The following is a 24405-nucleotide window of genomic DNA, read 5'->3' on the forward strand; positions in this document are numbered from 1 at the left end:
GGCCCGTCTGCACCACCGCGTTCATGGCCGTCTTCATCAGCGAATGGGGCGACCTCACCCAGATCACCACCGCCAACCTCGCCGCCACCAACGGCTGGCTCCCCACCGCCATCGGCTCCGCCGCCGCCCTGATGTCCGTCTCCGCCCTCGCCCTCCTCGTCGGCCGGTTCATCGCCAAGCGCGTGCCCCTGAAGACCGTGCAGCGCATCGGCGGTGCCTGCATGGCCGCCCTGGCCGCCTGGACCCTCGTCGAAGCCTTCGCCGGCTGACCCGGCCGACCGGCGACCGACCAGGACACGCGGTGCGGCCCCGACGGCGGACAACGAACAAAAGCCAGATCCTGTCCGTAACCTCGGCTCGCCGGCTCACTGGGGCTGCTCCCTTCAGGCCACGAAGGAGATCAGCTTCGACGACGTCCACCGGTACGAGGTTCCAGGGGCCGCTGGACCAGAGGCGGATCCACATCGAACAGATCCACCCGGAGAGGGGCGCGGAGGCCTACGCGGCCTGGACGGGGAGGCAGGACCGGCACGCCTGTTGATCTTCTACGACAAGGGGGGCGCGCCCGCGATGAGCGCGCCCCCCTTGGGTTTCAGCGGCAACCACTACTAGCGCACGATGATCACGACGGGGCCGCCGTCGAATCCGTGGTCGAAGCGGTGGTGGAAGCGGAACCCGCCGTGGTCGAAGTCGTGATCGAAGCGGAACCCGCCGTGGTCGAAGCAGCGCCAGTCGTCGCCGAAGCACCGACTGGTGGTCACCTGGGTGTGCACGGCTGGGGCTGCTGCTGCGGCCGTGCCGACTGCGCCGATCGCGGCGCCGCCGGCCATCAGAATGGCGGCCGACGTCGCGACGAGACGCCTGGCGCCTTTTACTCGCATGGTGAATGCACTCGTCCTTCTGCCGCGTCGGCCCGTGGGGCCTGGCCGACGCGGTCTTGGCGGAACGGCAGGGATGACCGCGGCCGCAGGAGAGCGGCATGGTCGTGGGCGTCGCCCCGCGCGTTCGAGGAGCTCCTCCCGCATCCAGGATCCTCGCCGCACGGGAATCAGCCGATCAGGGACGTATCCTTGGGCTGCAGCCGTACTGGTTACGTAAGGGGCGCCCTTTTGGATTGCCTTTTCGGCGAAAGTATCGTGTGGTACGGCCTGCCGGAATGCCGTCGGAGACTCAGCGTGGTGGCGGCACGGAATACCGCCGGGTCCGAGGAGCACGGCGACCTCCCCTCGATCCTTTGCAGCGGTGACTGTCGGGAAATCACGATGCTCCAGGTCACGGTGACCGGCTGAGATCTCTGTCGAGCCCGGGGCGGTTCGGTGAGCCGATGTTGTCGCCGGCCGTGGCCCAGCTGTGGGAAGGGCGACCGGAATGTTCAGGGCGAGGAAGTTCTTCCCCTCTCCCGTTCGGGCGCGCAGGTGGAGCCGGTGCCTCGCCACCGGCACCGCCTGGGGGATCCGCAGATCCCAGGTCTGCCTCCACGGCCCGGCGGGCGGCCGGGGGTCGCCCGAGAGGTGAGTACCCTTGCTTTCCAGCAGATCGGGCAGCCGGTAGCTTTTGTCCAGTATTTTCATCGGGCCGATCTTCATGATCACCCTGCAGGTGACCCGGGTCAGGTCGACCGTCTCCTTGAGGTGGCTGTCCATCTCCCAGCGCAGTGGGTGTCCGAGGCGGGGCGGGGGTCAAAGTGATGTCGAGGATGTCCATGACGTAGCCGGCGTCGCTCGCGTCCTCCACCAGGTGATTGCTCATCTCACTCATCCCGTGGTGTCTGGGGTGGGGAAGTGCCGTGTGGTCGCGTGGCCTGTCGCTCCACCCGGGGCCCGTGTGCTTGCGGTCATGGGCCGGGCAGGGGAGCCGGGCCGGGTGTGCGGCGTGCGCTTTCGTCACCCGTTCAGGCTCGCCCGGCCGCCGCGCAGGAGACCGGTGGCCGTTGCTCGGGAACAACGCCAACAGGGCGTGTTACGGCGGGAATCTGCTGGCGGGGGAGGCGGGAGGGCGTCGGCGCGGGCAGGCGCGCAGCGCCTTTTATCCGGTTTAGTATGGCGTGGCGGGCGCGTGGACCGTCGGGCGGTGGTCGGGTGCGGGCACCACGAGCGGGGCGTCCACAGGGGTAGGGGCTGAGACCAGAACCCCGGCCCGATTACGGCGGGCCGGGGTTCTACTTGGTGGGCATCACGCGGCTGGCTCAGTCGTCGAACTCGTTGAAGTCGTTGAAGTCGAACTTGCCGTGGTGGCGCTTGATGACGCGGAAGCTGCCGACGACTCCGTTCTTGACCTTGACGCCGTCCTCCATCTCTTCGTGGTGCCTGCCCTTCTCGTGCTCGTCCTTCTCGCAGTTCTCGTCCTCGTCCTTGAACTTCGGGCGAACGTTGTTGGCCTCGCTGTGGGGGCCGACGGTGGCGATGGGGGCGCCGTTGTCGCAGGTCGCCCCGCGGAAGAACTCGACGGTCCGCTTGCTGTCGTTGCGGATGTTGAAGCTCTTGGCGCCCAGGCCGCTCACCACGGTGATGCAGCCGTCCGGGCGGGCGGAGAACGACCGCTCGTTGATGAAGATCCGGCCCACCCTGTGGTGGCGCTCCTTCTTCTCGTGGCCGCGCTCGCCGCCGCGCTCGCCGCCCTCGCCGCCCTCGTTGCCCTTCCCCTGCCCGCCTTCGCCGCCCATGGGCGCCTGGGCGGGAGCGGGCGCCTGCTGGACGACGGCCGGGGCCGCCTGGGGTACGGGGGCGGCCGTGGCGTAGGTGATACCGGTCGCGGTCAGGGCCGCGGCGGCCGCGATGCCCGCGGTGATGGCAGAAGAACGGGACATGATCATGCTGCTTTACTCCTGTCTCAGAGAAGCCGGCTTTGACAGCCGACGTGTGATCGAACGTATCGACGGCCCGAAAAGCTGTCATATCGGGCAGATCGGAGGGGCTGACGTCGGGGGCCGAACGGGGTACCCAGGGCATCCACTTGTTCGGTTCTCCAGTCACTGACGATGCGTCAAACCTTCGATTCCAAAAGGCAGATTCATGATCGATTAGGCCGCCAAGGTGATCTCTGACGCCTGCTCACCCATGCGGCAGCGGGTCGCCTGGAACTGCCGGCGGGATGAGCCCAGGCATAGCGAGACAGGCGGGTCACAGACCGGACCACGGCAGCCGCCCTGCCCCACCAGGGCCTTGTGCCATGACGTCCGCCATCCGGCGTGGACCGGGCCACCGTGCTGTGGTCAGGGGGTGGGATTTCTAAGCCCGGGCCTACGACGACCGCCTCACCCGACCGGCGTGCCTGCCCGAACCGCCGGATCACTCCCTCGAATCACTGGTGTCATACGGGGACGACGGGCTGGGGGCTGTGGGCGGCGCGGCGGACCGGTTCGCGGGCAGGCTGCCGCTCGGCCGGGGGTCCGGTGTCGTGCTGGGGGCCGGGGGGGCGGTCCCGGGCGGAACGGCCGGCGGGATGGGGCGCGGGTCGGCCGGTTGCGGGGCCAGCGTCAGGTAGGCGGCGGCCAGGGCGGCGGCCGCGAGGCCGGCCAGAGCGGCGAGGCCGGCCCGGGACGTCGGGGCCCGCCTCCACCACAGCCGTCGGCGGACCGGGCGGGGTGGTGCGGCCGGCCGCAGATCGCTGACGGTCACCGACTCCGCTCGGGCGTCGAGCGCCTGCCGGAGCCGGCGTTCCACGAGACGTTCACGTTGCCTTTCGGCCGTCATAGCCGCCCCTCCAGGACCCGTTCCAGCGCGTCCAGGGCGCGGCTGGCGTTCGACTTGACCGCGCCCCGGCTGATCCCCAGGGTCTGGGCGATCTCCGCCTCGCTGAGGTCGGCCCAGTACCGCAGGACCAGGACCTGGCGGCGGCGCGGGGTGAGCCGGCCCAGCGCGGCGAGCACCTCGCGGTGCGCCTCGTCCAGCACCACGTGTTCCTCGGCGGAGGGGACGTCGGCGGGGGTGGGGGGTGTCCAGGCGCGGGCGGTCCGACGGCGCCGCAACACCGAACGGGAGGTGTTGACGACCGCCGTGCGCAGGTACCCCAGCGCGTTGTCGACTTCGGTGATGTGCTCGCCGTGGCGACGGTAGAGGGCGGTGAAGGCGTCCTGGACGACATCCTCAGCGGTGGCGAGGTCGTCGACGAGGAGCACCGCAAGGCGGACCATGCCGAGGCGGTGCGCGTGGTAGAGGTCGGTGACGGTGGGATGTTGGGGGACCGCGGTGTCGTACGGGGGCGCGGGCCGCGGGTAGTCCGCAGGCGGAGCCGACCGGTCGCGGCGCAGCAGCAGTCCGCGCAGGGCCGCACGCACGCCCCGTCCGCCGCCGGGCCGCACCCGGGGCAGTCCGGGCGCGGCGGGGCAGAACGGCAGGGCATGGTGCAGCACAGGATTCCTCGGGTTGAGCACGTCAGCGAAGAGCACGCCGCCGCACGATGAACAGGGCCCCGGCCCCGAGCACGACGAGTCCGGCGGCGCCGGCCCCCATGGCGGCAGTGGTGGTGCTGGAGCCGGTTTGCGCGAGCTCGGACTGGGCGGCGGACGACGCGCCGCTCGGCGGAACGCTGGTGACCGGGGTCGGGGCAGCAGACGACGTGGCGCCCGGCGGAAGGCTCGTGACCGGGCTCGGCTTGGTGGCGTCCGACGGAAGGCCGGTGACCGGCGACGGGGCGGCGGACGGCGTGGCGCCCGGCCCAGCATCCGCCCAGGCGGGCACGGCGATCGCGGCCAGTGCGCCGGTGGCGACGACAGTGACGACTGCGCGCTTCAGGTAATGCACGGTGGTTTCTCCCGAATCGGGTCGGGGGCACGGGATCATGCCCTTCCACCTGCACGACGTGCGAGTGGGCAGGAGGTTGCCGCCCTCCGCGAAAAACTTCGGTGCGGCCCACCATCGGAAGGCTCTAGCAGCCGGGGCGGACAGGGCCTGTTGGCGTAACACGCGCGGGCCGTTGGCCTTTATGGGGCCGCTTCCGGCGGGGTTATCGGCATCCGCCGAGGCAGTCGTAGAGGGGGGCCGTACACGGCTTCCTCGTCTGCCATCCGGGCCTCCAGGCGGATTTGTGCATCCCTGGCCGGGTCGCCTGTGCCCCACTCGTATCCGGGGTTGTGCGGGAACGGAACGCGGGCCGACTTCACCCCGCACAGCCGTACATGCCGGGCACTGTACCGGCGGCTACGGGGTGGGGGCGTCGGCGCAGCCGTGCATCCACATCGCGTACCGCAACTCCTGCTGCTCGGCGAGCGGCTTGCGGTCCCACACGGCCTGGCACAGCTCGTCCGAGGGTTCCATGCCGTCGTCGAGGAGCACCTGCCGGTAGGTGCGCCCCTCGTCGAGCGAGGCGTCCAGGCGGGCCTGCGCAGAGGCCTTGATCCGGGCGTCGGTGGGGGGCTTGGGGTGGGATGCGTCCGGGTGGGGCCACAGCCAGACAACGCCAGCGGTGACGGCCGCGCATGCCACGCAGGCGGCTGTAGGGTCTCGCCGCCGATGACATGTCGATCTTCTGTGACCTGCTGGTTCTCTGTTGTCTCACCGCGATGTCACCCAAGATCAGTCTCAGATCGATGACATTTCCTCGGCGGAACGATGAGTCTGCGGCTGAGCCACCGAGCACGAGGTCTACATGCGAGCTCAGATCGCGTACCGATGAGTTTCCCGCGCCGCGCCGGTCTGCACGCGTGAGACCGACTCACGGAAGGCTGGCGCCATGCGGAAACTGATCTACGGCATGAACCTGACCCTGGACGGCTACATCGCCGCGCCCGGCGACGACATCGGCTGGGGCGTGCCGAGCGACGAGCTGTTCCAGTTCTGGTCCGACCAGTTGCAGGCGACCGATCTGTCGCTGTACGGGTGCAAGCTGTGGCAGACGATGAGCTCCTACTGGCCGACCGGCGACCAGCAGCCCCACGCCACCCCGGCGGAGACCGAGTTCGCGCGCCGCTGGCGGGACATGTCGAAGGTGGTGTTCTCCTCGACGATCGACAAGGTCGACTGGAACACCCGCCTGGTCACCGGCGACGCGGTCGCCGAGATCACCCGGCTCAAGGCCGAGGACGGCGGCCCGATGGACATCGGCGGCGCGACGCTCGCCGGGGCGGCCATGCGGGCCGGGCTGATCGACGAGTACGTGCTGGCCACCGCGCCGGTCCTGGTGGGCGGCGGCACGCCGTTCTTCACCGCGCTGGACAGCTGGGTGAACCTGAACCTGGTGGAGACGCGGACGCTTCCCGGCGGCGTGATCCTGACCAGGTACGAGACGAGGCGCTGAGCGCCCGTCACGCGGCTCGACCGCCTGCCGGGTCCACGCGAACGTGAACGCCACCACTGGGGTGGACAGCCGGCAGTGCGGCTTCACATCCACCACCACCGGACCCTGCTCAGTGGTCAAGATGTAATCCGGGATGTGCTTGCGGGCCTGCCCCTCCCCAACGGCCTTCAGCAGGAACGGCTGGACCACGATGCCGCGTACGGACGGATCGAAGTCGGCGAAGAGCAGGCGCGACAGTTCCAAGCGCGACTCGTGGATCAGGTGTCGCGCATCGTCGCCGACCAGTAGATACCCGAGTAGTGCTTCTGGCCCTTGTACCAACGGAACGTCCGCCACGGGCAAGCCGACTGCAGAAGGTCGACAGGTGCCGTACCCCAGTCCCGGTCCTCCACAAGAGCACCACGCTGCTGACGGGTGCTCACCGTCGCCGTGACACTGTCCATCGCGTACCCCCGCCACACGGGCAACGACCCGTACAGCCAAGGATGTCAGCCAGGCACTGAGGGCGGATTCGCCACGCAGGCCGAGGCCGCAGCCAACGCCGAGGAAGTGTGGCGGGCCTCCAAGGCCGGGATGAACGTCCTGTCGGACGAGACCGTCACCGAATTCCTGGCCCGCTGGCTCAAGAAGAAGAAGACCGAGCTGAAGCGGACCACCGCCCACGAGTACGAGCGCGACATCGAGCTGTACCTGGTGCCGCACCTGGGCGCGCTGAAGATGCGGGACCTGCGCGCCCGCCACTGCCAGGGCCTGTTCGACTGGATCATCTCCGACAGCGAGCGCCGAGAGGAGCACCGGGCCAGGGTCGCCGAGCTGAAGGAGGCCGCCGACCGGGTCTTCACCAAGGAAGACGGCTCGGTGTACCACCCGCAGCTCTTCTCCGACCGCTGAGACCGGCTGGTGGAGCTGTCCGGGCTGCCACCGATCCGGCTCCACGACGGCCGCCACGAGGCGGCGAGTCCGGCGCCGGCCGCCGGCGTCGCCCCGAAGGCCGTGCAGGCGATGCTCGGGCACGCCCTGGTGGAGACGGCCGACAGCTACCAGGTACAGCCCGCCCGACCAGAGAAGGCAGCAGCCATGAAGAGGGCGATGAAGAGGCAGCGCCGCCGGGTGGCCTGACAGGCCGCGGGCCCCACTGGGTCCCACTGGGATCCGTGCGGGGACCCATCTTGGACCCATCAGGCCTGTTTTCCCGCCCCGCAGGGCCGTGGGCTAGACCACGTACCGATCAAGGAAATGAGAAAGGCCCAGGTCGGAGGGTATGACCTGGGCCTTTCCGGTGGAGTCGCTTCCGGGGTTCAAACCCGATACCCACGAAGTGCCGGTGCGGCCGCCGCCAGGGCCAGCATCAGGGCGACGACCAGCAGGCCGCCGCCGGTGACGGCCGCGCGGGGGCCGAAGGCCGAGCCTGCCGTGCCGTGCAGCACGTCGGCCAGGCGCGGGCCGCCCGCGACGACGACCGTGAAGACGCCCTGCATCCGGCCGCGCATGTCGTCGGTGGCGGCGGACAGCAGGATGGCGCCGCGGAAGACCATGGAGACCATGTCGGCGATGCCGGCGGCCGCGAGGAACGCCACCGCGATCCACAGGCTGCGGCTCAGCCCGAAACCGGCGACGGCCGCTCCCCAGGCGGTGACCGCGCCGATCACCATCCAGCCGTGCCGGCGCGCCCGGGAGAAGGTGCCGGAGAGCAGTCCGCCGACCACCGCGCCGATGGGGATGGCCGCGAACAGCAGGCCGAGCGCCACCCCCTCGCCGTAGGGGGCGTACGTCTCGGCGGCGAGCTGCGGGAACAGGGCGCGGGGCATGCCGCAGACCATGGCGATGATGTCGGCGAGGAAGGACAGCAGCAGCACCTTGTGCCCGGAGATGTAGCGGAATCCGGCGGCTATCTCCCGCACCCCCGCGCGGCGCCTGGCCGCGTCCGTCAGGGGCGGCAGCGGCGGCAGGCGCAGCACCGCCCACACGGTGACGCACAGGGCCACGGCGTCGATGAGGTACAGCTCGGGCAGCCCGATGACGGGGATGAGGGCGCCGGCCAGCAGCGGTCCGGCGACCAGGCCGGTCTGCATGACGGTCGAGCCGAGGGCGTTGGCGGCGGGCAGTTCCCCGGCCGGGACCAGCCGGGCGATGGAGGCGTTGCGGGCCGGGGCGTTCAGCCCGAAGAAGGCCTGCTGCACGGCCAGCAGCACCATCAGCACCACGACGGAGTCGAGCCGGACGGCGGCCTGCAGCCAGAAGAGCAGCGAGGTGACGGCGATGCCGCTGTTGGTGATCAGCAGCAGTCTGCGGCGGTCCATGGTGTCGGCGACCGCGCCGCCCCACAGCGCGAACACCACCATCGGCAGCAGCCCGGCGAGGCTGGCGTAGCCGACCCAGGCGGAGGAGCCCGTGATGTCGTAGATCTGCTTGGGCACGGCGACGGCGGTGAGCTGGCTGCCGACCGCGGTGACGATGGTCGAGGACCACAGCCGGCGGAAGGCGGGGCGGCGCAGCGGGCGGGTGTCCATGGCCCAGCGACGCCAGCCGGATCTGGGTGGCTTCGGCTCGTCGGCGTCCTCGGTGTGGGGCGGGGTGCTGCTGTCGGTGCTCTCGCTGGTGTCCACGGGTTTCCTGGTTGGTCAGTACATCTACCGGTGCGGGGTTCAGTGTCTCAGCACCGGCTGTGCCCCCGGGTCTCCCGGTGCCGGCCGTCCTGACCGTCGCGCAGGCGCTCCAGCCGGGCCGCCGCGCTGTCCAGCAGCATGTCCAGGGCGGTCGGGTAGGCGCTGGTGACCATGCGGGTGGCGAGCAGGGGTGCCGCCTCGGCGATGCGCGGGTGGGTGGCGGCGGACAGGCGGGCGTACGTGGAGCGCCACATCTCCTCGTCGGCGCGCAGGGCAGCGCTCGGCAGGGCCAGGGAGGCGGCGTCGAGCGCGGCGAAGGCCAGGGTCTGGTCGACGAAGGCGTGGTAGATCCGCACGGTGTCCGGCAGCGGGAAGCCGGCCCCGCGCAGCACGTCCAGGACGGCCTCGTCGGCGGCCAGTTCGTTGGCCCGGCCGGTGACGCGGTTGGCGGTCACCACCGCGGCCTGCGGGTGGGCGACGTAGGCGGAGTGGATGCGCAGGCCCACCTCGCGCAGGTCGGCCCGCCAGTCATCGGTGGGCCGCCAGCCGTGCAGGGCCCGCCCGATGAGGGCGTCGCCGATGGCCAGGGTGAGGTCGTCCATGCCGCGGAAGTACCGGTACAGGGTGCTCGGGTCGCAGTCGAGCGCCAGGCCGAGCCGGCGGGCGGTGAGTCCCGTGCTGCCGTGTTCGCGCAGCAGGCGCAGCGCGGTGTCGACGATGAGCCGCTCGGACAGCACGGTGCCGCTCCGGGTGGGGCGGCGCCGCCGCCGCTTCTCCTCGGGAACCACCGGCTTGGGCATGGGGCCTCCTCGCTCTTATGCCAACACCATTGACCTTATAGGGACGACGCACTTGTATCGAGACCGGCGGCCGCCTCGTCCATTCCCCTGACCGACCTGACCGAGAGGGAGTTCTCGTCATGCGTGTACTGCTCGTGGGAGCCGGTGGTGTGGGTACCGCGATCACCCGGATCGCGGCCCGTCGTCCGTTCTTCGAGGCGATGGTCGTCGCCGACTACGACCGGGGGCGTGCCGAGTCCGCCGTGGCGGCCGTCGGCGACGACGGCCGGTTCACCGCCGAGCGCGTCGACGCGAGCGACGAGGCGGCGGTGGCGGAGCTGCTCGCCCGGCACCGCTGCGACATGCTGCTGAACGCGACCGACCCGCGCTTCGTCATGCCCCTGTTCCGGGCGGCCCGCGCGGCCGGCGCCGGCTACCTGGACATGGCGATGTCCCTGTCCCGGCCGCACACCGAGCGGCCGTACGAGGAGTGCGGGGTCAAGCTCGGCGACGAGCAGTTCGCGCTGGCCGAGGAGTGGGAGAAGGCCGGCGCGCTCGCACTGGTCGGCATGGGCGTGGAGCCGGGCATGTCCGACGTGTTCGCGCGGTACGCGGCCGACGAACTCTTCGACGAGATCGAGGAGATCGGCGTCCGCGACGGCGCGAACCTGACCGTGGAGGGCTACGACTTCGCCCCGTCCTTCAGCATCTGGACCACCATCGAGGAGTGCCTGAACCCGCCGGTGGTGTACGAGGCCGGCCGCGGCTGGTTCACCACCGAGCCGTTCAGCGAGCCCGAGGTGTTCGACTTCCCCGAAGGCATCGGCGAGGTCGAGTGCGTGAACGTGGAGCACGAGGAGGTGCTGCTCGTGCCGCGCTGGGTCGACGCCAAGCGCGTGACCTTCAAGTACGGGCTGGGCCGGGAGTTCATCGACACCCTCAAGACGCTGCACCTGCTGGGCCTGGACCGCACCGACCCGGTCACCGTGCCGGGCCCGGACGGGCCGGTCGCCGTCTCGCCCCGGGACGTCGTCGCCGCCTGTCTGCCCGACCCGGCGACGCTGGGCGAGCGGATGCACGGCAAGACCTGCGCGGGCACCTGGGTGCGCGGCACCCGGGACGGTGCGCCGCGCGAGGTGTACCTGTACCACGTGGTCGACAACCAGTGGTCCATGGCCGAGTACGGCTGTCAGGCGGTGGTGTGGCAGACGGCGGTCAACCCCGTGGTCGCCCTGGAGCTGGTGGCCACCGGGGCGTGGACCGGGGCGGGGGTGCTCGGCCCGGAGGCCTTCCCGGCCCGGCCCTTCCTGGACCTGCTGACGGAGTACGGCTCCCCGTGGGGCATGCGCGAGCAGTGAGTGTGCGGATTCGGCGAAGGTCCGCCATCTGACGGGATGCCCTGTTTCACCCGCGCGTCGGCCGGAGACCCGAAGGCGAGTACGTGTCAAAGCCGGACGGCATTCGAGAGACGACATCCGAGATTCGAGCGCAGGTGACTTTTCATGGGCAACTGGCGAGACCACGCCGCATGCCGCCACGAGGACCCCGACCTCTTCTTTTCGCTCGGTACCACCGGTCCGGCGCTGCTCCAGGCCGAGCAGGCCAAGGCGGTCTGCCGGCGCTGTCCCGTCCGGGAGGAGTGCCTGCAGTGGGCGCTGGACACCGACCAGGGCATCGGGGTGTGGGGCGGCACGAGCGAGACCGAACGCCGCGCGCTGAAACGGCGCGCGGCGGCACGGCGCCGCTCCGGGTGACACCGGGCCGGCCCCGGAGGAGACCGGCCCCTCCGGGGTGGCCGGCTCCCCGGTGCCGCGGGTCAACCGGCGAGTGCACGATCCGCAGCTCGTCCGATACGCCCACGTCGTGCTCTCCTCAGGCGCACGGAGTACCGTTCCTGTGGACTGAGCAGGAGCAAGCCTGATCAGCCGCACGCCCCGAACGGTAGTTGGGCGCACTGGTCGTCCGCTTTCGCATCCCGGGCGGCAACATGGATCGTGTCCGTGGTCCGAGCCGGGCGGGCGGAGTCCCTGACGACCTGGCCTGTGAGTACGGCCAAAGGCAACGGGGAGGCCCTGAACCATCTCGCTGGTGAAGCAGGGGCCCCGCTCGCCGGCACCGCACCCGGCGTCCCAGATCGCACAGCAACGCTACCCCGACCGGCCCAGCGCACCGCAAGCCCGTCAGCCAACCATCACACGATCGAGCTAAACCGACCTCGCACACTCCCCGACGAGCAGTTGCCGCCCCCACGAAGTGCCCGAAATCAACAGTGAGTCCGCCGCCCCGCACCGGTCAGGCGGTCTGCCGCGCCGCGTCCCGCCCCGCCGCGCGCCCGGAGAACAGGCACCCGCCGAGGAAGGTGCCCTCCAGGGCGTTGTAGCCGTGCACGCCCCCGCCGCCGAACCCGGCGACCTCGCCGGCCGCGTACAGGCCGTCGATCACCTGCCCGTCGGTGCCGAGCGCGCGCGAGTGGAGGTCGGTCTGGATGCCGCCGAGGGTCTTGCGGGTCAGGACGTGCAGCTTGACGCCGATCAGGGGGCCGGCCGCCGGGTCCAGGATGCGGTGCGGGGCGGCGACCCGGCCCAGGCGGTCACCTATGTAGCGGCGGGCGTTGCGGATGCCCTGGACCTGCGCGTCCTTGCTGCAGGGGTTGGCGATCTGCAGGTCACGGGCCTCGATCCGGCGCCTGACCTCGGCCGCGTCCAGGAGCGGCTTGCCGGTCAGTGCGTTCATCTTCTCGACGAGCCGTTCNGAGGGTGTCGGCGATCACGAAGTCCGCGCCGTGCCGCAGGAAGTCCCGTACGGGTCCGGGCGCGCCCTTGCCGAGCAGCCGGTCGCGCAGCACCGCCCTGCGGTCCTTGGCGGTGATGTCGGGGTTCTGCTCGGAGCCCGACAGGGCGAACTCCTTCTCGACGATCCTCCGGGTCAGCACGAACCAGGAGTGGTCGTGACCGGCGAGGTCGTCGGTGGTGCGCAGGTGCCTGAGGGTGCTCAGCGTGTCGTAGCCGGGCAGGCAGGGGTCGGGCAGCCGGCGGCCGAGGGCGTCGAGCCAGACGGAGGACGGGCCGGGCAGGATGCGGATGCCGTGGCCGGGCCAGACCGGGTTCCAGTTCCGCACGCCCTCGGTGTAGTGCCACATGCGGTCGCGGTTGACGAGGCGGACGCCCGCCTCCGCGCTGATGTCGAGCATCCGGCCGTCGACGTAGGCGGGGACGCCGGTGACCATCTCCGCGGGGGGCGTGCCGAGCCGCGCGGGCCAGTGGCGGCGGACGATGTCGTGGTTGGCGCCGATGCCGCCGGTGGTGACGATCACGGCCTGGGCGGTGAGTTCGAAGGCACCGGCCTCGTCCCGGTTGGAGGCGACTCCGCGCGGCGCGTCGTCGGGGGCCAGGACCGTGCCGCGCACCCCGCGTGCCGCGCCGTCCTCGATGACGATCTCGTCCACCCGGTGCCGGTGGTGGAAGGTGAGCAGCCCGTCGCGGGCGGCCTGTCTCGCGTGCTCGGTGAAGGGTTCCACGACGCCCGTACCGGTGCCCCAGGCGATGTGGAAGCGCGGTACGGAGTTGCCGTGGCCGTCGGCGCGCAGATCGCCGCGCTCGGCCCAGCCGACCGTGGGCAGCAGCGTGATGCCGTGGCTCCGCAGCCACGACCGCTTCTCCCCCGCCGCGAACTCGACGTAGGCGCGCGCCCAGCGCACCGCCCAGGAGTCCTCGTCCTCCAGCCGGTCGAACCGCGCGCTGCCCTGCCAGTCGTTCCAGGCCAGTTCGAAGGAGTCCTTGACGCCCAGCCTGCGCTGCTCCGGGGAGTCGACGAGGAACAGCCCGCCGAAGGACCAGTACGCCTGCCCGCCGAGGTTGACGGCGTTCTCCTGGTCCACGAGGACGACCCTGCGGCCCCGGCTGGTCAGCTCGTGCGCCGCGACCAGGCCCGCGAGGCCGGCTCCGACGACGATGACGTCCGCGTCCATGGCGACCGTTCCCTTCTCAGTTTCCTTGTGCCGGGCCGGCGCCGCCGTCGGTGAGCAGTGCGGTGAGCAGCTGTCCCAGCCAGGCGCGGGCGCCCTCGACGTCCTTGTCCAGCAGCAGTTGGGTGGTGACTCCGTCGTACGCGGCGACGACCGCGTGGGCGGCGCTGTCGGGGTCGCCGAGGACGGCGGGCAGCGCGGTACGGCCGCGGGCCCGGGCGAGCCGGTCGGCGATGGCGCCGCGCAGCCGCGCCCGGTGCTCCAGCAGGGTCCGCGCCACGGCCGGGCGGCGGGCGGCGTGCACCAGGAAGTCCGTCTTGACCAGGAGCCAGTCCAGGTCGAGCAGCAGCACCTCGGTGACCCGGTCGACGGCGGCGGGCACGTCGAGGCCGGGGCCGTCCAGGGCGAGCGCTCCGGCCACCTGGTCGGCGATCAGCTCGGCCCGCTGCCGGTACAGGGCGAAGAACAGCTCGTCCAGGGTGGTGAAGTTGGAGTAGAAGGCGCCCCTGCTGTAGCCGGCCGCCTCGCAGACCTCCTCGATCGTCACGCGGCCGAACCCCTTGGCGGCGAAGACCGCGAACGCGGCGTCGAGCAGCTTGGCCCGCGTGCGCGACCGGCGTCCGGTGACACGCGGGGGTGCGCCCTCGACCGCCATGTCCGACCTCCGTTCGATACATGAATGTATCCGATGCGCCCGTGGATCCGATACACCCGTGGATGCGCTGCACCCCTGGATTCACGTGCCTGCCGGGGGCGTCACCCGCTGTCACCGGCCTCGGTGCCGGTGAGGGCGGATGGCGCGCCGCAGTTGCCCGGCCGGGTCCTGTGGAAAGTCCGCTCCGGCCCCGCCGGGGCGCGGGCGGTCTCGACGGCCGGCTCGGGCGGCCCCTCGCCGGTGGCGAGGCGGACCCCGCAGGCTTCGGTGGTGACCGTGAGCCCGGGCGGGACGGGCAGCCCCGGGCGGGTCGTCTCCGCGGGCCCGCTCCCTTGCCGCCCAGCAGGCCGGCCATCTCCCGGCTGCCCTCGGCGAAGGCGTGGACGTAGGTCGTCGGCGCGTTCATCCCGCCCGGGTCCTCTCACTCGTGGGGGACGACCGCCACGGGGCAGTCGGCGTGGTGGACGGCGGCGTGGGCGACCGGGCCGGTGCGCGGACCCGCCGGGTAGGCGGACGGGCGGCGGCCGACGACGAGCAGGCTCGCCCCGGAGGCGGCCCGCACCAGCGCGGTCGAGGCCTTGTCCCGCACCACCGTCTCGACGACCTCCACCTCCGGATACTTCTCCCGCCACACCTGGAGCACCGCGGCCAGGAACCCCTGCCACTCCTCGGCCCGCTCGGGGTCGTCCACCAGCGCGATCTCACCGGGGCCCAGACTCAGCGCGGACGGCTGCTGCCAGGCGTACACCGCCCGCAGCCGGGCCCGGCGCAGCCGCGCCGCCTGGAAGGCGAACTCGATCACCTCGTCGCACGGGACGGCGACATCCAGGCCGAGCACCACGTCCCGGTAGCCGGTGCGGGTGGAGGCGCCGCCGTCGGCCGCCGGGAAGTGCTCGTCCGTGGCCTCCTCCCCGGCCCGCACCAGAACGACCGGACAGCAGGCCCGGGCCACCGTGCCCAACGCGACGGAGCCCACCAGGAAGCCGGTGAAACCGCTCAGGCCGCGCGAGCCCAGCACCAGTACCTCGGCCCGCCCCGCCGCCCGCAGCAGGGCCGTGGTCGCCGGCCCCAGGACCTGCTCCTCCTCCAGACGCACCCCCGGGCAGGCGACGCGCACCCGCTCCTCCGCCCGGCTCAGCACCTGCCGGGCCAGACGCCGCCGGGCCGCGTCCACACGCGCGCCGTCGGCCGAGCGAGGGTGCCAGTTCCAGGCGTGGAACAGCCGCAGGCTCAGCCCCCGGCGCTCCGCCTCACGCGCGGCCCACTCGGCAGCGGCCAGACTCTCCTCGGAACCGTCGACCCCGGCGACAACGGGCGAAACCATGACGCGCACCTCCCGTGCTCCGATCCTCTCTCACCGAGAGCCTCCCGTGACCCGAGTACCCCCGGGCAGGGGCCGCCCGGGCTCACCACGGAGGCCGTTCGGCCCCGGCCGGACGCACGGTGCGCGGGGACCCGCGGCCGGGGACGGCACCGCGGGCGCGGGCCGCCAGGGGCCGGACGGGGGCGGGGAGTGGTCCGTCCGGCCCTGGACCCGCCGGACGGAGTGCCGGACCCTGGGCGGGGAGGGGAGGTACGCGGGTCCGGTCCTCCCGCACGTCGCGGCGGTCCCCGCCGCACCGCGCCGCACACGCGCGGAGGTCTCCGTAAGGACTGTCATGCACCGTGCCAACGGCGCCGACCGCGCCGACCGCGTCCATCGCGCCTCCCCGGCGGATCCGGTACCCGAGCCGGCCGCGGCACCGGCGAAGCCGTCCCGGCTGGAACCCGTGCTGCTGGCCGTCACGGCCTCGGCCCTGGTGGCCGGGGGCGTCCTGTGGCTGCTCGGCGAGACCACCGCGGCCGACCTGTGCTGGGCGCTCGGCACGCTCGCCGCCGTCGGCCCCGCGGTGGGCTGGGTGCTGGTCGCACTGCGGCACGGGCAGGCCGGCGTGGACCTGATCGCGGTCCTGGCGCTCGGCGGCACCCTGGCCGTCGGCGAGTACCTCGCCGGGGCACTGATCGGCCTGATGCTGGCCACCGGCCGCACGCTGGAGGCCGCCGCCCGGCGGCGGGCCTCCCACGACCTGCGCGCGCTGCTCGCCCACGCCCCCCGCACCGCCCGCCGGCGCACCGGCACCGGGGTCCGCCCGGTCCCCCTCGCCGAGGTCGCCGTCGACGACCTGCTCGTCGTCGGCGCCGGCGAGGTCGTCCCGGTCGACGGCCAGGTGGTGGACACCACCGCCGTGCTCGACGAGTCGGTGCTCACCGGCGAGGCGGTACCCGTGGCACGCGCGCCCGGCCAGGCGGTGCGCAGCGGCGTGGTCAACGCGGGCGGCGCCTTCGAACTGCGGGCGACCGCGACCGAGCGGGACAGCGCCTACGCCGAGATCGTGCGGCTGGCCCGGCAGGCGGGCGCCCAGTCGGCCCCGGTGGTCCGCCTGGCCGACCGCTACGCGGCCTGGTTCCTGCCGCTGTCGGTGGCGGTCGCGGGGCTGGCCTGGCTGCTCAGCGGTTCGGCGGTGCGGGCGGTGGCGGTGCTGGTGGTCGCCACGCCCTGCCCGCTGCTGCTCGCCGCCCCGGTGGCGATCGTCTCCGGGCTGTCCCGGGCGTCCCGGCTGGGCGTGGTGGTCCGTGACGGGGGCGCGCTGGAGCTCCTCGGGCGGGCCCGGACGCTGCTGCTGGACAAGACCGGCACCCTCACCGGCGGCCGCCCGCGCGTCCTGGACGTGACCGCGGCCCCCGGCTTCAAGCCCGCCGAGGTGCTGCGGCTGGCGGCCACGGTCGACCAGTACTCGCCGCACGTCCTGGCGCACGCCATCGTCGACGCGGCCCGCGAGCGCGGCCTGGAGCCGTCGGTGGCCACGGACGTGTCGGAGGAGGCCGGCCGGGGGGCGTACGGCATCGTCGAGGGCCGCAGGATGTCCGTCGGCCGGCTGGAGCCGGGCACACCGGTCCCGGGGTGGGCCCGGGCGGCGGAGAACCGGGCGCTGCTGGACGGCGCCGCCGTCGCCTGGCTCACCGTCGACGGCGCACCCGTCGGAGCGGTCCTGCTGCGCGACCCGCTGCGCCACGACGCGCCCCGGACGCTGCGCCGGCTGCGTGCGGCCGGCATCGGGCGGATCGTGATGCTCACCGGCGACCGGCCCGAGCCGGCCCGGGAGATCGCCGCCGTGCTCGGACTCGACGGGGTACGCGCCGAACTGACCCCGGCCGACAAGGTGGCCGCCGTCCGCGCGGAACGCGAGCGCGCGGTCACGGTGATGGTCGGCGACGGAGTGAACGACGCGCCCGCGCTCGCCGCCGCGGACGTCGGGGTGGCGATGGGGGCGCGGGGTTCCACCGCGTCCTCCGAGGCCGCCGACGTCGTCCTCACCACCGACCGCGTGGACCGGCTCGCCGACGCCACGGCGATCGCCGTGCGGGCGCGCCGCATCGCCGTGCAGAGCGCGCTCGGCGGCATGCTGCTGTCCCTGGCGGCGATGGGCGTGGCCGCCGTGGGACTGCTGCCGCCGGCCGCGGGCGCCCTGCTGCAGGAGGGGATCGACGTGGTGGTCATCCTCAACGCGCTGCGCGCCCTGCGTGTGGACCGGGCGGCCCGCCCCGCCCTCGAGCCCGCCACCGAGGCCCTGATCCACCGCTTCGCCGCCGAGCACGACGACCTGCAGGACGTGCTGCAGGCCGTACGCGACGCCGCGGCCCGGCTCTCCTCCACCGCCGCCGCGGACGGCACCGGCGCGCAGGCCCTGGAGTCCGTGCGCGAGGCGCACCGGCTGCTCACCGAGCGGCTGCTGCCGCACGAGTACGCCGAGGAGCACCAGCTCTACCCGGCCCTGGAAGCCACCCTCGGCGGCCCCGAGGCGACCGCGACCATGAGCCGCGCCCACGCCGAGATCGAACGGCTCGCCCGACGGGTGGCCACCCACCTGTCACTCGCCGACGCGCAGGGCGCGCCGGTCCCCGAACAGCTCGAGGACCTGCGCGCCTGTCTGTACGGTCTGCACACCGTGCTGCGGCTGCACTTCACTCAGGAGGAGGAGAACTACTTCTCGCTGGCCCCCTGAGACTGCTTCCGCAGGCTGCCTCAGGGGAGTCCGGCAGGGCCGTTCGGCCCGACACCGCCGGGACGGCCGGCCCCGTGCGGACCCGAAGGAGGTCACCTCACGGTCCGCGGTGCTTCCCCGGCCGGAGGTCCGGAGGGTCGGGGCGCGTGCCCGGCGGCCCGGAGTTCTGCCGGAGGACGTCCAGCCGGCGCCGGTACTCGTCCTCGTCGATCTCACCCCGGGCGAAGCGCTCGGCCAGCAGCTGCTCGGGCGTGGGGGACCGGCCGCCGTCGTGCGCCTGCGTCCGCTCGGGGCCGCGCTGCAGGGCCCGGAGGAGGAACACGCCGACGGCGATCAGCAGGGCCCAGAAGAGCAGCGTTCCCAGGCCCATGGCGAACCAGCCCCAGCCGTTCATGCCGTGCGGGTACCAGTACATCGTCACCACCTGCTTCCCAGGGTGCCTCCGACCGCGCGCTCCCGGGTGCGGCCCGTTCCAGGATCCCGCGTGCGGGCCGTACGGGAGGGTGGGCCGGCCGGTGGCGCCGGCGTGCTCCGGCTGGCACGGTTCCCCCCGGCCGGGCAGCGTGGACGTGTGGACACGGGGACAGCGGTGCTCGAGTGAGGTGACCATGCAGACCTTTGAACCGCGGCCGCGGGTGGTCGTGGGTGTGGACGGTTCGCCGTCGTCGTACGCCGCGCTGCGCTGGGCGGTGCGGTACGCGCAGCTGGTGGACGGTGTCGTGGAGGCGGTGTACGCCTGGGACACGCCGTCGGACGTCGGCTGGGCCGGGCCGGCGATCGACCCGGAGTTCGATCTGGAGCAGGCCCGGGAGCGCTTCGCGGAGGAGTTGCGCGCCGTCTTCACGGACGAGCGTCCGGCCGGCGTGCGGGAGCACCTCGTCGAGGGCGATCCGTCGGAGGTGCTGATCCGTGCCTCGCAAGGGGCGGAGGTCCTCGTCGTCGGCAGCCGGGGCCGTGGCGGCTTCGCCCGGGCGATGCTGGGCTCGGTCAGCCAGCGCTGCGCCCAGCACGCGGCCTGCCCGGTGGTGGTCGTACGGCAGGACCGGGACGCGGCGCACTGACCCGCCGGCCCTGCCCCGCGCCGGGCCGTCCCGCAGCGGGGTGCGCGGCCGTCGGATCGCCGGCAGGCCGCGTGGCTCCTGCCGTCGGCCCAGGCCCCGCCGGCACGTTCCCTCCCCCGGGCACGGCGCCTCGCCGCGTCGCCGGGATCGCCTCGCGATGCTCCCCCACTGTCCGAAGGGCGTGGGAGGCGCCCCCGGCACCGGGCGCAGCGCGGCCCGTCCCTCGGGCGGACGGCGGGAACGCGACGACAGGGGCTCGGGCCCGGCCGGCTTCCCTCCCGCCGGCATCCTGGGCCGAACGGCCCAAGCCCGGCCGCCGCGCGCCGACGACGATGGAGGCGTGCCACGGCCGGACTCCGGCCGGTTCCGTGGCCGCCCCTTCCCCGTCGGGGAGCACCTGTTCCGGTTCGGGAGGCTCTGATGGCGCACACCGACGGACGCGGGCCGATCGTGGTCGGTGTCGATCCGGACCCGCACAAGCGCATGGCGCTCGCCTGGGCCGCGGACGAGGCGGACCGCCGCCGCCTGCCCCTGCTCCTCGTGCACGCGCAGGGGCTGCCGACCCCCGGGTACCGGCCCCGGGGCGGGCTGCCCTCCTGGGAGCACTGGAAGGACGAGCTGCACACGTCCGGTGACCGCGTCCTCAAGGAGGCCGTCGCCTTCGTCGAGTCCCGGCATCCGCGTCTGGAGGTGTCCGGGCTGCTGGCGGAGGGGCATCCGGCCTGGGTGCTGCGCGAGCAGAGCCGGCACGCCACGGCCGTGGTGGTGGGGTCCTGGCACCTCGGTTCCCGGCAGGAGCTGTTCACCTCGGCGGCGGTCGCCCTGCCGCTCGTCGCCCACGCCTCCTGTCCCGTGGTGGTGACACCCGAGCCGGAGCACGTCACCCAGCGGCCGCCGTACTTCGTCGTCGGCGTGGACGGCAGCGCGCACTCGGCCGCCGCCGTCGACCTCGCCTTCGAGGAGGCCGCCCTGCGCGGCGCGGTCCTCCGGGCCCTGTACGTCCGGCGCCCTCCGGTGCTCGGCGTCCTCGACGAGCACGCGGCCGTTCAGGAGTGCCGCCGGGTGCTGTCGGAGACGGTGGCCGGGCGCACCGCCGCCCATCCGGAGGTCGAGCTCCACCACGAGGTCGTGCAGGGGCATCCGGTGCAGGTCCTCACCGAGGCGTCCGCACACGCTCTCGGCCTGGTCGTGGGCACGCGCGGACGCGGCGGCTTCAGCGGCATGCTGCTGGGGTCCGTCAGCCAGGGCGTTCTGCACCACGCGCGGTGCCCGGTCATCACGGTGCCGGGCGGGCACGACGGGTGACGGGGACCGCGGCCGGGCGCCGCCGGCACGTCATGCGCGGCGGAGGTGTGCCTTCCGCACCGTGGCGGCGGCGCGGTCGACCAGTTCGGGCAGGGCCGAGCGCACCGGTCCGCTCAGGCCCGTGCCGAGTTCGACGTCCGACACCTCGACGGCGTGCACCACGAGTTCCCGCGGGAGCCGGCCGAGTGCTTCGGCCAGGGCGAAGCACTCCCCCAGACCGAGGGCGTGGGTGCTCGCCGAACTCCGGGGGTTCGCGGCCGCTTCCGCGACCGACAGGGTGTGCAGCCGGCCGGGCCGGGCCGGCCGCCCGCGGACGGCTTCCACCACGACCACGGTGTCGCTGCCGTGCCACAGATCGAGCATCCGGCCGGGTTCGCCGTCGCTGACCGCCAGCACGGTGCCGCCGGGAACGCGGTCGCGCAGCGCCTCCACCACCGCCGGTCCGGCGCCGTCGTCGCGGCGGAAGACGTTTCCCACGCCGATCACGACGACGCGGCCGGTCATGTGCGCTCCACGGTCAGGTCGAGGAAGTGGGTGGCGCAGGAGATGCACGGGTCGTGGTTGCGGATGGCCCGTTCGCACAGGTCCGTGAGCTCCTCGTCGCCGGCGGCGGGCCCCGGCCGGTCCAGGCGCGACTGGACGGCCCGGCGCAGGTCCTCCTCGATGGCCGCCTGGTTCTGGGCGGTGGGCGGGATGATGCGGGCTGCCAGGAGCGTGCCGTCCTCGGCCACGGCGTAGCGGTGGTAGAGCAGGCCGCGGGGTGCCTCGGTGGCGCCGGTGCCGACCGCCTCGCGCGGCCGGACGTCGACGGCCGGCCGGGGAGGCGGCTCGTAGGCGTCGATGATCCGCAGGGCTTCCTCGACGGCGTGCACCACTTCCACGGCGCGTACGACGATGCTGCGGAACGGGTTGCGGCAGACGGCGCCGGCGGCCGGGTCGCCGAGCCCGGCCTCCCGCGCGGCCTCGGCCGCCGTGGGGTGCAGCCAACGGCCGCTGATCGCGAAGCGGGCCAGTGCGCCGGTCAGGTGGCGGCGCCCGTCGAGGGTGGCGGTCAGGGCCGTGGAGTGCGGTACCTGCTCCTCGCGCACGTGCCGTTCGAAGTCGGTCACGGGGAACTCGCGCGGTGCGGGGCCCGGCCCGGCGTCGCCGTCGCCGGGGGCCGCCATGACCGCGGGCGTTCCGGAGTCGATGGCGTAGCGGCCCGGGTCGCGCAGGGCGAGCAGGTCGTGGTCGCACACGGCGTCGGGGAAGTCGAACGCGGCCACCCAGCGCACGGTCTCCAGCGCGTCCTCGCGGGCCTGCCGCAGCCGCTCGGCCAGGGGACGCAGTTCCTGGGGCGCCGGCGTCCGGTAGAAGCCGCCGACGCGGATGTTGACCGGGTGGACGGGACGGCCGCCCAGTTGCTCCAGGACCATGTTGCCGGCCTTTTTGATCCTGAGGCCGCGTTCGACGGCGGCGCGGTCGTCGCGGGCGAGTTCGACCGCGCTCGGGAGGCCGAGGAAGTCGGGGGCGTGCAGCAGGTGGATGTGCAGGGCGTGGCTCTCGATCCATTCGCCGCAGTACAGCAGCCGGCGCAGCAGGGCGAGGGGGCCGTCCACGGTGACGGCGCAGGCGTTCTCGATCGCCTGACAGGCGCTCATCTGGTAGGCGACCGGGCAGATGCCGCAGATCCGCGCGGTGATGTCCGGTGGTTCGGTGTGTCCCCGGCCGACGAGGAACGCCTCGAAGAACCGCGGGGGTTCGTAGACGCGCAGCCGCGCCTCGGCGACCGTGCCGTCGTGGACGCGCAGGTGGAGGGCGCCCTCGCCCTCCACGCGGGCCAGTGCGTCCAGCCGCAGTACGCGGGATCCGCGATGGCTCATGCGGGCCCTTCCGGAGTGGTGTCCGTCCTGCCCGTCCTGTCCCGGGGGCAGTCCTGTGCCTCGGCCACAAGATCGGGTACGGGGGCATACTCCGGCGCCGCGGCGTTGAACGTGCGGAAGACACGCAGGACGTCGCGCTCACTCATCCCGTCGCGGCGCAGTTGGCCGACCATGGAGCGCAGGTTGGGGTGGTCGGTCGGTCCGAAGCAGCCGTAGCAGCCGCGTCCGTACGCCGGGCAGAGGGCGCCGCACCCGGCGTGGGTGACCGGGCCCAGACAGGGCGTGCCGTGGGCCACGGTGATGCAGGTGGTGCCGCGCCTCTTGCACTCGAAGCACACGCTGTGGCCGGGAATGCCGGGTTTGCGTCCGGCCAGGTGGGCGGTGACGACCTCGAGGAGCTGGCCGCGGTCGATGGGGCAGCCCCGCAGTTCGAAGTCGACCGGTACGTGTGCCGAGATCGGGGTCGAGGTCCGCAGCGTGGAGATGTACTCCGGGCTGGCGTAGACCGCGGCCCGGAACTCGGCGACGTCCCCGAAGTTGCGCAGCGCCTGGATGCCGCCCGCGGTGGCGCAGGCCCCGATGGTCACCAGGCGCCGGGAGATGCGCCGGATGTGCCGGATCCGCTCGGCGTCCTCGGGCGTGGTGACGGACCCTTCGACCAGGGAGAGGTCGTAGGGTCCCCGGCCGGTCAGGTCCGCGCGCTCCCCGTCGGGGCCCTCGGCGGCGGACATCTCCAGGAAGTGCTCGACCCGTACCCGGCCGGTGAGGGCGAGCAGCTCGTCCTCGCAGTCGAGCAGGGTCAGCTGGCAGCCGTCGCAGGAGGCGAACTTCCACACGGCGAGCGTCGGCCGGGGGTCGGTCTCCGGCCCGGTGTTCGTGTCCATCTCACAACTCCCGTACGGCGAGGAGAGGCTCGGCACGGTCGTAGCCGACGACCGGGCCGTCGCGGCACAGCAGCAGCGGGCCCAGCTGGCAGTGTCCGCAGTGGCCGGTGGCGCAGCGCATGTTGCGTTCCAGCGACACCTGGACGCGGTGCGCGGGGACGCCCCGGCCGGTCAGGGCGCGTGCGGTGTGCCGGATCATCACCTCGGGCCCGCACACCAGCGCGCGGGTGCGGTCCGGCCGGATGTCGATCCGGTCCAGGAGGGCGGTGACGACCCCTACCGCGCCGTGCCAGCCGGGGCCGGGGCGGTCGACGGTCACCCCCACCTCGGCCGGGCCGCGCCAGCTCTCGATCTCTTCCCGGTAGACCAGGTCGTCGGGGGTGCGGGCGCCCACCAGGACCCCGAGCCGGCCGTACGCCGCGGGCCGTTCCAGGACCGTGTGCACCACCGGCCGCAGTGGGGCCAGCCCGATGCCGCCGGCGATCACCAGCACGTCGTGACCGGCCGCCGCGTCCAGGTCCCATCCGGTGCCGTACGGTCCGCGCAGCCCCACGGTGTCGCCCTCGCGCAGCCGGTACAGCGCCGTGGAGGCCGCGCCCATCGCGCGTACGGTGTGCACCGGCCCGCCATGCCGGCCGCGCAGGGCGCTGACCGAGACGGGCACCTCGCCGACCCCGAAGGCGTAGACCATCGCGAACTGGCCCGGCGAGAACGGCGGGAGCTCCCGTCCGGCCGGCACCAGCTCGACCGAGCGGGTGTCGGCCGTCTCCGGTTCCGTGGCGGCGACCCGGTACGGCAGCGGGGGTGTCACCGTGCTCATGCCGGGCGGCTTCCGTACGGCGCGTACAGGTCCAGCAGCCTGACGCGGGTGGCCTGCAGGCGGTCGGCGACGACCTCGGTGAGGCGGCGCATCAGGGCGTAGCCGAGTTCCGGGTCGGCCGCGCACAGGTCGAGGACGGGGCCGGCGGGGAACTCCGTCGCCCGGACCGCGGTCGTCGCGCAGGCCCCCAGG

At 73.2% G+C, this 24405-nt stretch carries 25 protein-coding genes and 3 pseudogenes; 10 read left to right on the forward strand and 18 right to left on the reverse strand.

Annotated elements, in window-relative coordinates; translation table 11 throughout:
- A partial coding sequence (locus RH94_RS21430) for a TMEM165/GDT1 family protein (protein ID WP_143203952.1) occupies positions 1 to 269 on the forward strand: 269 nt, incomplete at its 5' end.
- Positions 270 to 608: 339 nt separating this feature from the next.
- Here RH94_RS21430 and RH94_RS21435 read toward each other — a convergent pair.
- The 5 genes from RH94_RS21435 to RH94_RS21460 all read right to left on the reverse strand — a co-directional run bounded on the left by RH94_RS21435 (position 609) and on the right by RH94_RS21460 (position 5423).
- Positions 609 to 881 (reverse strand): hypothetical protein, encoded by a 273-nt coding sequence (locus tag RH94_RS21435; RefSeq protein WP_073949127.1) that lies wholly within the window; start codon positions 879 to 881, stop codon positions 609 to 611.
- A gap of 1304 nt (positions 882 to 2185) precedes the next feature.
- Positions 2186 to 2806, reverse strand: coding sequence for a hypothetical protein (locus RH94_RS21440; RefSeq protein ID WP_073949199.1), 621 nt, complete (start codon positions 2804 to 2806; stop codon positions 2186 to 2188).
- Between the two features lie 882 nt (positions 2807 to 3688).
- Positions 3689 to 4309 carry an RNA polymerase sigma factor gene (locus tag RH94_RS21450; protein ID WP_388349605.1) on the reverse strand — a complete coding sequence of 207 codons (621 nt, stop codon included), beginning with the start codon at positions 4307 to 4309 and terminating at the stop codon, positions 3689 to 3691.
- A gap of 64 nt (positions 4310 to 4373) precedes the next feature.
- Positions 4374 to 4742, reverse strand: a complete 369-nt coding sequence (locus RH94_RS38920) for an LAETG motif-containing sortase-dependent surface protein (RefSeq protein ID WP_158073078.1) — start codon at positions 4740 to 4742, stop codon at positions 4374 to 4376.
- Between the two features lie 396 nt (positions 4743 to 5138).
- Positions 5139 to 5423, reverse strand: coding sequence for a hypothetical protein (locus tag RH94_RS21460; RefSeq protein ID WP_073949130.1), 285 nt, complete (start codon positions 5421 to 5423; stop codon positions 5139 to 5141).
- Positions 5424 to 5670: 247 nt separating this feature from the next.
- Between RH94_RS21460 and RH94_RS21465 the strand changes: the two genes are divergently transcribed.
- The 4 genes from RH94_RS21465 (at position 5671) to RH94_RS41505 (ending at position 7353) form a co-directional block, all read left to right on the forward strand.
- On the forward strand, positions 5671 to 6234 hold the full coding sequence (locus RH94_RS21465) for a dihydrofolate reductase family protein (protein ID WP_073949131.1): 564 nt from the start codon (positions 5671 to 5673) through the stop codon (positions 6232 to 6234).
- Between the two features lie 75 nt (positions 6235 to 6309).
- On the forward strand, positions 6310 to 6522 hold the full coding sequence (locus RH94_RS40820) for a hypothetical protein (protein ID WP_234425936.1): 213 nt from the start codon (positions 6310 to 6312) through the stop codon (positions 6520 to 6522).
- Between the two features lie 126 nt (positions 6523 to 6648).
- Positions 6649 to 7125: an N-terminal phage integrase SAM-like domain-containing protein gene (locus RH94_RS38925; RefSeq protein ID WP_079189132.1), complete on the forward strand. Its 477-nt coding sequence runs from the start codon at positions 6649 to 6651 to the stop codon at positions 7123 to 7125.
- 9 nt (positions 7126 to 7134) lie between these two features.
- The gene (locus RH94_RS41505) at positions 7135 to 7353 is read left to right on the forward strand and encodes a site-specific integrase (RefSeq protein WP_199881024.1); all 219 of its coding nucleotides are present in this window, start codon (positions 7135 to 7137) and stop codon (positions 7351 to 7353) included.
- 179 nt (positions 7354 to 7532) lie between these two features.
- Here RH94_RS41505 and RH94_RS21485 read toward each other — a convergent pair whose 3' ends face one another.
- Both RH94_RS21485 and RH94_RS21490 read right to left on the reverse strand, forming a co-directional pair.
- On the reverse strand, positions 7533 to 8840 hold the full coding sequence (locus RH94_RS21485) for an MFS transporter (protein WP_073949132.1): 1308 nt from the start codon (positions 8838 to 8840) through the stop codon (positions 7533 to 7535).
- A 47-nt stretch (positions 8841 to 8887) separates the two neighbouring features.
- Complete coding sequence (locus RH94_RS21490) at positions 8888 to 9640, reverse strand: TetR/AcrR family transcriptional regulator (protein ID WP_073949133.1); 753 nt, start codon at positions 9638 to 9640, stop codon at positions 8888 to 8890.
- Positions 9641 to 9759: 119 nt separating this feature from the next.
- On the opposite strand from RH94_RS21490, the gene RH94_RS21495 reads away from it, so the two are divergent.
- Both RH94_RS21495 and RH94_RS21500 read left to right on the forward strand, forming a co-directional pair.
- Positions 9760 to 10977 carry a saccharopine dehydrogenase family protein gene (locus RH94_RS21495; RefSeq protein WP_073949134.1) on the forward strand — a complete coding sequence of 406 codons (1218 nt, stop codon included), beginning with the start codon at positions 9760 to 9762 and terminating at the stop codon, positions 10975 to 10977.
- A gap of 144 nt (positions 10978 to 11121) precedes the next feature.
- Positions 11122 to 11373 carry a WhiB family transcriptional regulator gene (locus tag RH94_RS21500; RefSeq protein WP_073949135.1) on the forward strand — a complete coding sequence of 84 codons (252 nt, stop codon included), beginning with the start codon at positions 11122 to 11124 and terminating at the stop codon, positions 11371 to 11373.
- Between the two features lie 538 nt (positions 11374 to 11911).
- Here RH94_RS21500 and RH94_RS44145 read toward each other — a convergent pair.
- From RH94_RS44145 to RH94_RS21520, 5 genes and pseudogenes are all read right to left on the reverse strand, one after another.
- On the reverse strand, positions 11912 to 12370 hold a 459-nt coding region (locus RH94_RS44145), incomplete at its 5' end, for an FAD-binding protein (RefSeq protein ID WP_234425937.1).
- 1 nt (position 12371) lies between these two features.
- Positions 12372 to 13586: pseudogene (locus RH94_RS21505) on the reverse strand (FAD-binding dehydrogenase); the annotation flags it as partial.
- Between the two features lie 16 nt (positions 13587 to 13602).
- Positions 13603 to 14238 carry a TetR/AcrR family transcriptional regulator gene (locus RH94_RS21510; protein WP_073949136.1) on the reverse strand — a complete coding sequence of 212 codons (636 nt, stop codon included), beginning with the start codon at positions 14236 to 14238 and terminating at the stop codon, positions 13603 to 13605.
- Between the two features lie 164 nt (positions 14239 to 14402).
- Positions 14403 to 14644: pseudogene (locus RH94_RS46740) on the reverse strand (hypothetical protein); the annotation flags it as partial.
- Between the two features lie 15 nt (positions 14645 to 14659).
- Positions 14660 to 15562: a universal stress protein gene (locus RH94_RS21520; RefSeq protein WP_073949137.1), complete on the reverse strand. Its 903-nt coding sequence runs from the start codon at positions 15560 to 15562 to the stop codon at positions 14660 to 14662.
- A gap of 334 nt (positions 15563 to 15896) precedes the next feature.
- Between RH94_RS21520 and RH94_RS21525 the strand changes: the two genes are divergently transcribed.
- Positions 15897 to 18281, forward strand: a complete 2385-nt coding sequence (locus RH94_RS21525) for a heavy metal translocating P-type ATPase (RefSeq protein WP_107428786.1) — start codon at positions 15897 to 15899, stop codon at positions 18279 to 18281.
- A 97-nt stretch (positions 18282 to 18378) separates the two neighbouring features.
- On the opposite strand, the gene RH94_RS21530 is transcribed toward RH94_RS21525, so the two are convergent.
- Positions 18379 to 18696 (reverse strand): SHOCT domain-containing protein, encoded by a 318-nt coding sequence (locus RH94_RS21530; protein ID WP_073949202.1) that lies wholly within the window; start codon positions 18694 to 18696, stop codon positions 18379 to 18381.
- Positions 18697 to 18889: 193 nt separating this feature from the next.
- Here RH94_RS21530 and RH94_RS21535 point away from each other — a divergent pair, with 193 nt between their 5' ends.
- Positions 18890 to 19342 carry a universal stress protein gene (locus RH94_RS21535; RefSeq protein WP_073949138.1) on the forward strand — a complete coding sequence of 151 codons (453 nt, stop codon included), beginning with the start codon at positions 18890 to 18892 and terminating at the stop codon, positions 19340 to 19342.
- 420 nt (positions 19343 to 19762) lie between these two features.
- On the forward strand, positions 19763 to 20647 hold the full coding sequence (locus RH94_RS21540; RefSeq protein ID WP_073949139.1) for a universal stress protein: 885 nt from the start codon (positions 19763 to 19765) through the stop codon (positions 20645 to 20647).
- Between the two features lie 30 nt (positions 20648 to 20677).
- Here the strand turns inward: RH94_RS21540 and RH94_RS21545 are convergent, their stop codons facing one another.
- From RH94_RS21545 to RH94_RS44150, 5 genes and pseudogenes are all read right to left on the reverse strand, one after another.
- The gene (locus RH94_RS21545) at positions 20678 to 21151 is read right to left on the reverse strand and encodes a hydrogenase maturation protease (RefSeq protein WP_073949140.1); all 474 of its coding nucleotides are present in this window, start codon (positions 21149 to 21151) and stop codon (positions 20678 to 20680) included.
- Entirely contained in the window at positions 21148 to 22509 is a 1362-nt protein-coding gene (locus RH94_RS21550; protein WP_073949141.1) for a Ni/Fe hydrogenase subunit alpha, read from the reverse strand. Before RH94_RS21550 ends, RH94_RS21545 begins: the two co-directional genes overlap by 4 nt.
- On the reverse strand, positions 22506 to 23393 hold the full coding sequence (locus tag RH94_RS21555) for an NADH-quinone oxidoreductase subunit B family protein (protein WP_073949142.1): 888 nt from the start codon (positions 23391 to 23393) through the stop codon (positions 22506 to 22508). The genes RH94_RS21550 and RH94_RS21555 overlap by 4 nt, the downstream gene beginning before the upstream one ends.
- A gap of 1 nt (position 23394) precedes the next feature.
- Positions 23395 to 24213, reverse strand: a complete 819-nt coding sequence (locus tag RH94_RS21560; protein ID WP_073949143.1) for an FAD/NAD(P)-binding protein — start codon at positions 24211 to 24213, stop codon at positions 23395 to 23397.
- Positions 24210 to 24405 (reverse strand): annotated as a pseudogene (locus RH94_RS44150) (regulator); the annotation flags it as partial. The gene RH94_RS21560 and the pseudogene RH94_RS44150, both read right to left, overlap by 4 nt.

This window comes from Streptomyces kebangsaanensis (assembly GCF_001906585.1).
Classification (GTDB): Bacteria; Actinomycetota; Actinomycetes; order Streptomycetales; family Streptomycetaceae; genus Streptomyces; species Streptomyces kebangsaanensis.

Bases quoted from the DNA above. Each gene is read 5' to 3' on its own strand.
- RH94_RS21495 (WP_073949134.1), top strand. From the start codon at position 9,760: ATGCGTGTACTGCTCGTGGGAGCCGGTGGTGTGGGTACCGCGATCACC.
- RH94_RS21560 (WP_073949143.1), bottom strand. From the start codon at position 24,213: ATGAGCACGGTGACACCCCCGCTGCCGTACCGGGTCGCCGCCACGGAA.
- RH94_RS21500 (WP_073949135.1), top strand. From the start codon at position 11,122: ATGGGCAACTGGCGAGACCACGCCGCATGCCGCCACGAGGACCCCGAC.
- RH94_RS21550 (WP_073949141.1), bottom strand. From the start codon at position 22,509: ATGAGCCATCGCGGATCCCGCGTACTGCGGCTGGACGCACTGGCCCGC.
- RH94_RS21435 (WP_073949127.1), bottom strand. From the start codon at position 881: ATGCGAGTAAAAGGCGCCAGGCGTCTCGTCGCGACGTCGGCCGCCATT.
- RH94_RS21530 (WP_073949202.1), bottom strand. From the start codon at position 18,696: ATGTACTGGTACCCGCACGGCATGAACGGCTGGGGCTGGTTCGCCATG.
- RH94_RS21520 (WP_073949137.1), bottom strand. From the start codon at position 15,562: ATGGTTTCGCCCGTTGTCGCCGGGGTCGACGGTTCCGAGGAGAGTCTG.
- RH94_RS21510 (WP_073949136.1), bottom strand. From the start codon at position 14,238: ATGGCGGTCGAGGGCGCACCCCCGCGTGTCACCGGACGCCGGTCGCGC.
- RH94_RS21540 (WP_073949139.1), top strand. From the start codon at position 19,763: ATGGCGCACACCGACGGACGCGGGCCGATCGTGGTCGGTGTCGATCCG.
- RH94_RS21490 (WP_073949133.1), bottom strand. From the start codon at position 9,640: ATGCCCAAGCCGGTGGTTCCCGAGGAGAAGCGGCGGCGGCGCCGCCCC.
- RH94_RS21555 (WP_073949142.1), bottom strand. From the start codon at position 23,393: ATGGACACGAACACCGGGCCGGAGACCGACCCCCGGCCGACGCTCGCC.
- RH94_RS21545 (WP_073949140.1), bottom strand. From the start codon at position 21,151: ATGACCGGCCGCGTCGTCGTGATCGGCGTGGGAAACGTCTTCCGCCGC.
- RH94_RS21465 (WP_073949131.1), top strand. From the start codon at position 5,671: ATGCGGAAACTGATCTACGGCATGAACCTGACCCTGGACGGCTACATC.
- RH94_RS21525 (WP_107428786.1), top strand. From the start codon at position 15,897: ATGCACCGTGCCAACGGCGCCGACCGCGCCGACCGCGTCCATCGCGCC.
- RH94_RS21535 (WP_073949138.1), top strand. From the start codon at position 18,890: ATGCAGACCTTTGAACCGCGGCCGCGGGTGGTCGTGGGTGTGGACGGT.
- RH94_RS21440 (WP_073949199.1), bottom strand. From the start codon at position 2,806: ATGTCCCGTTCTTCTGCCATCACCGCGGGCATCGCGGCCGCCGCGGCC.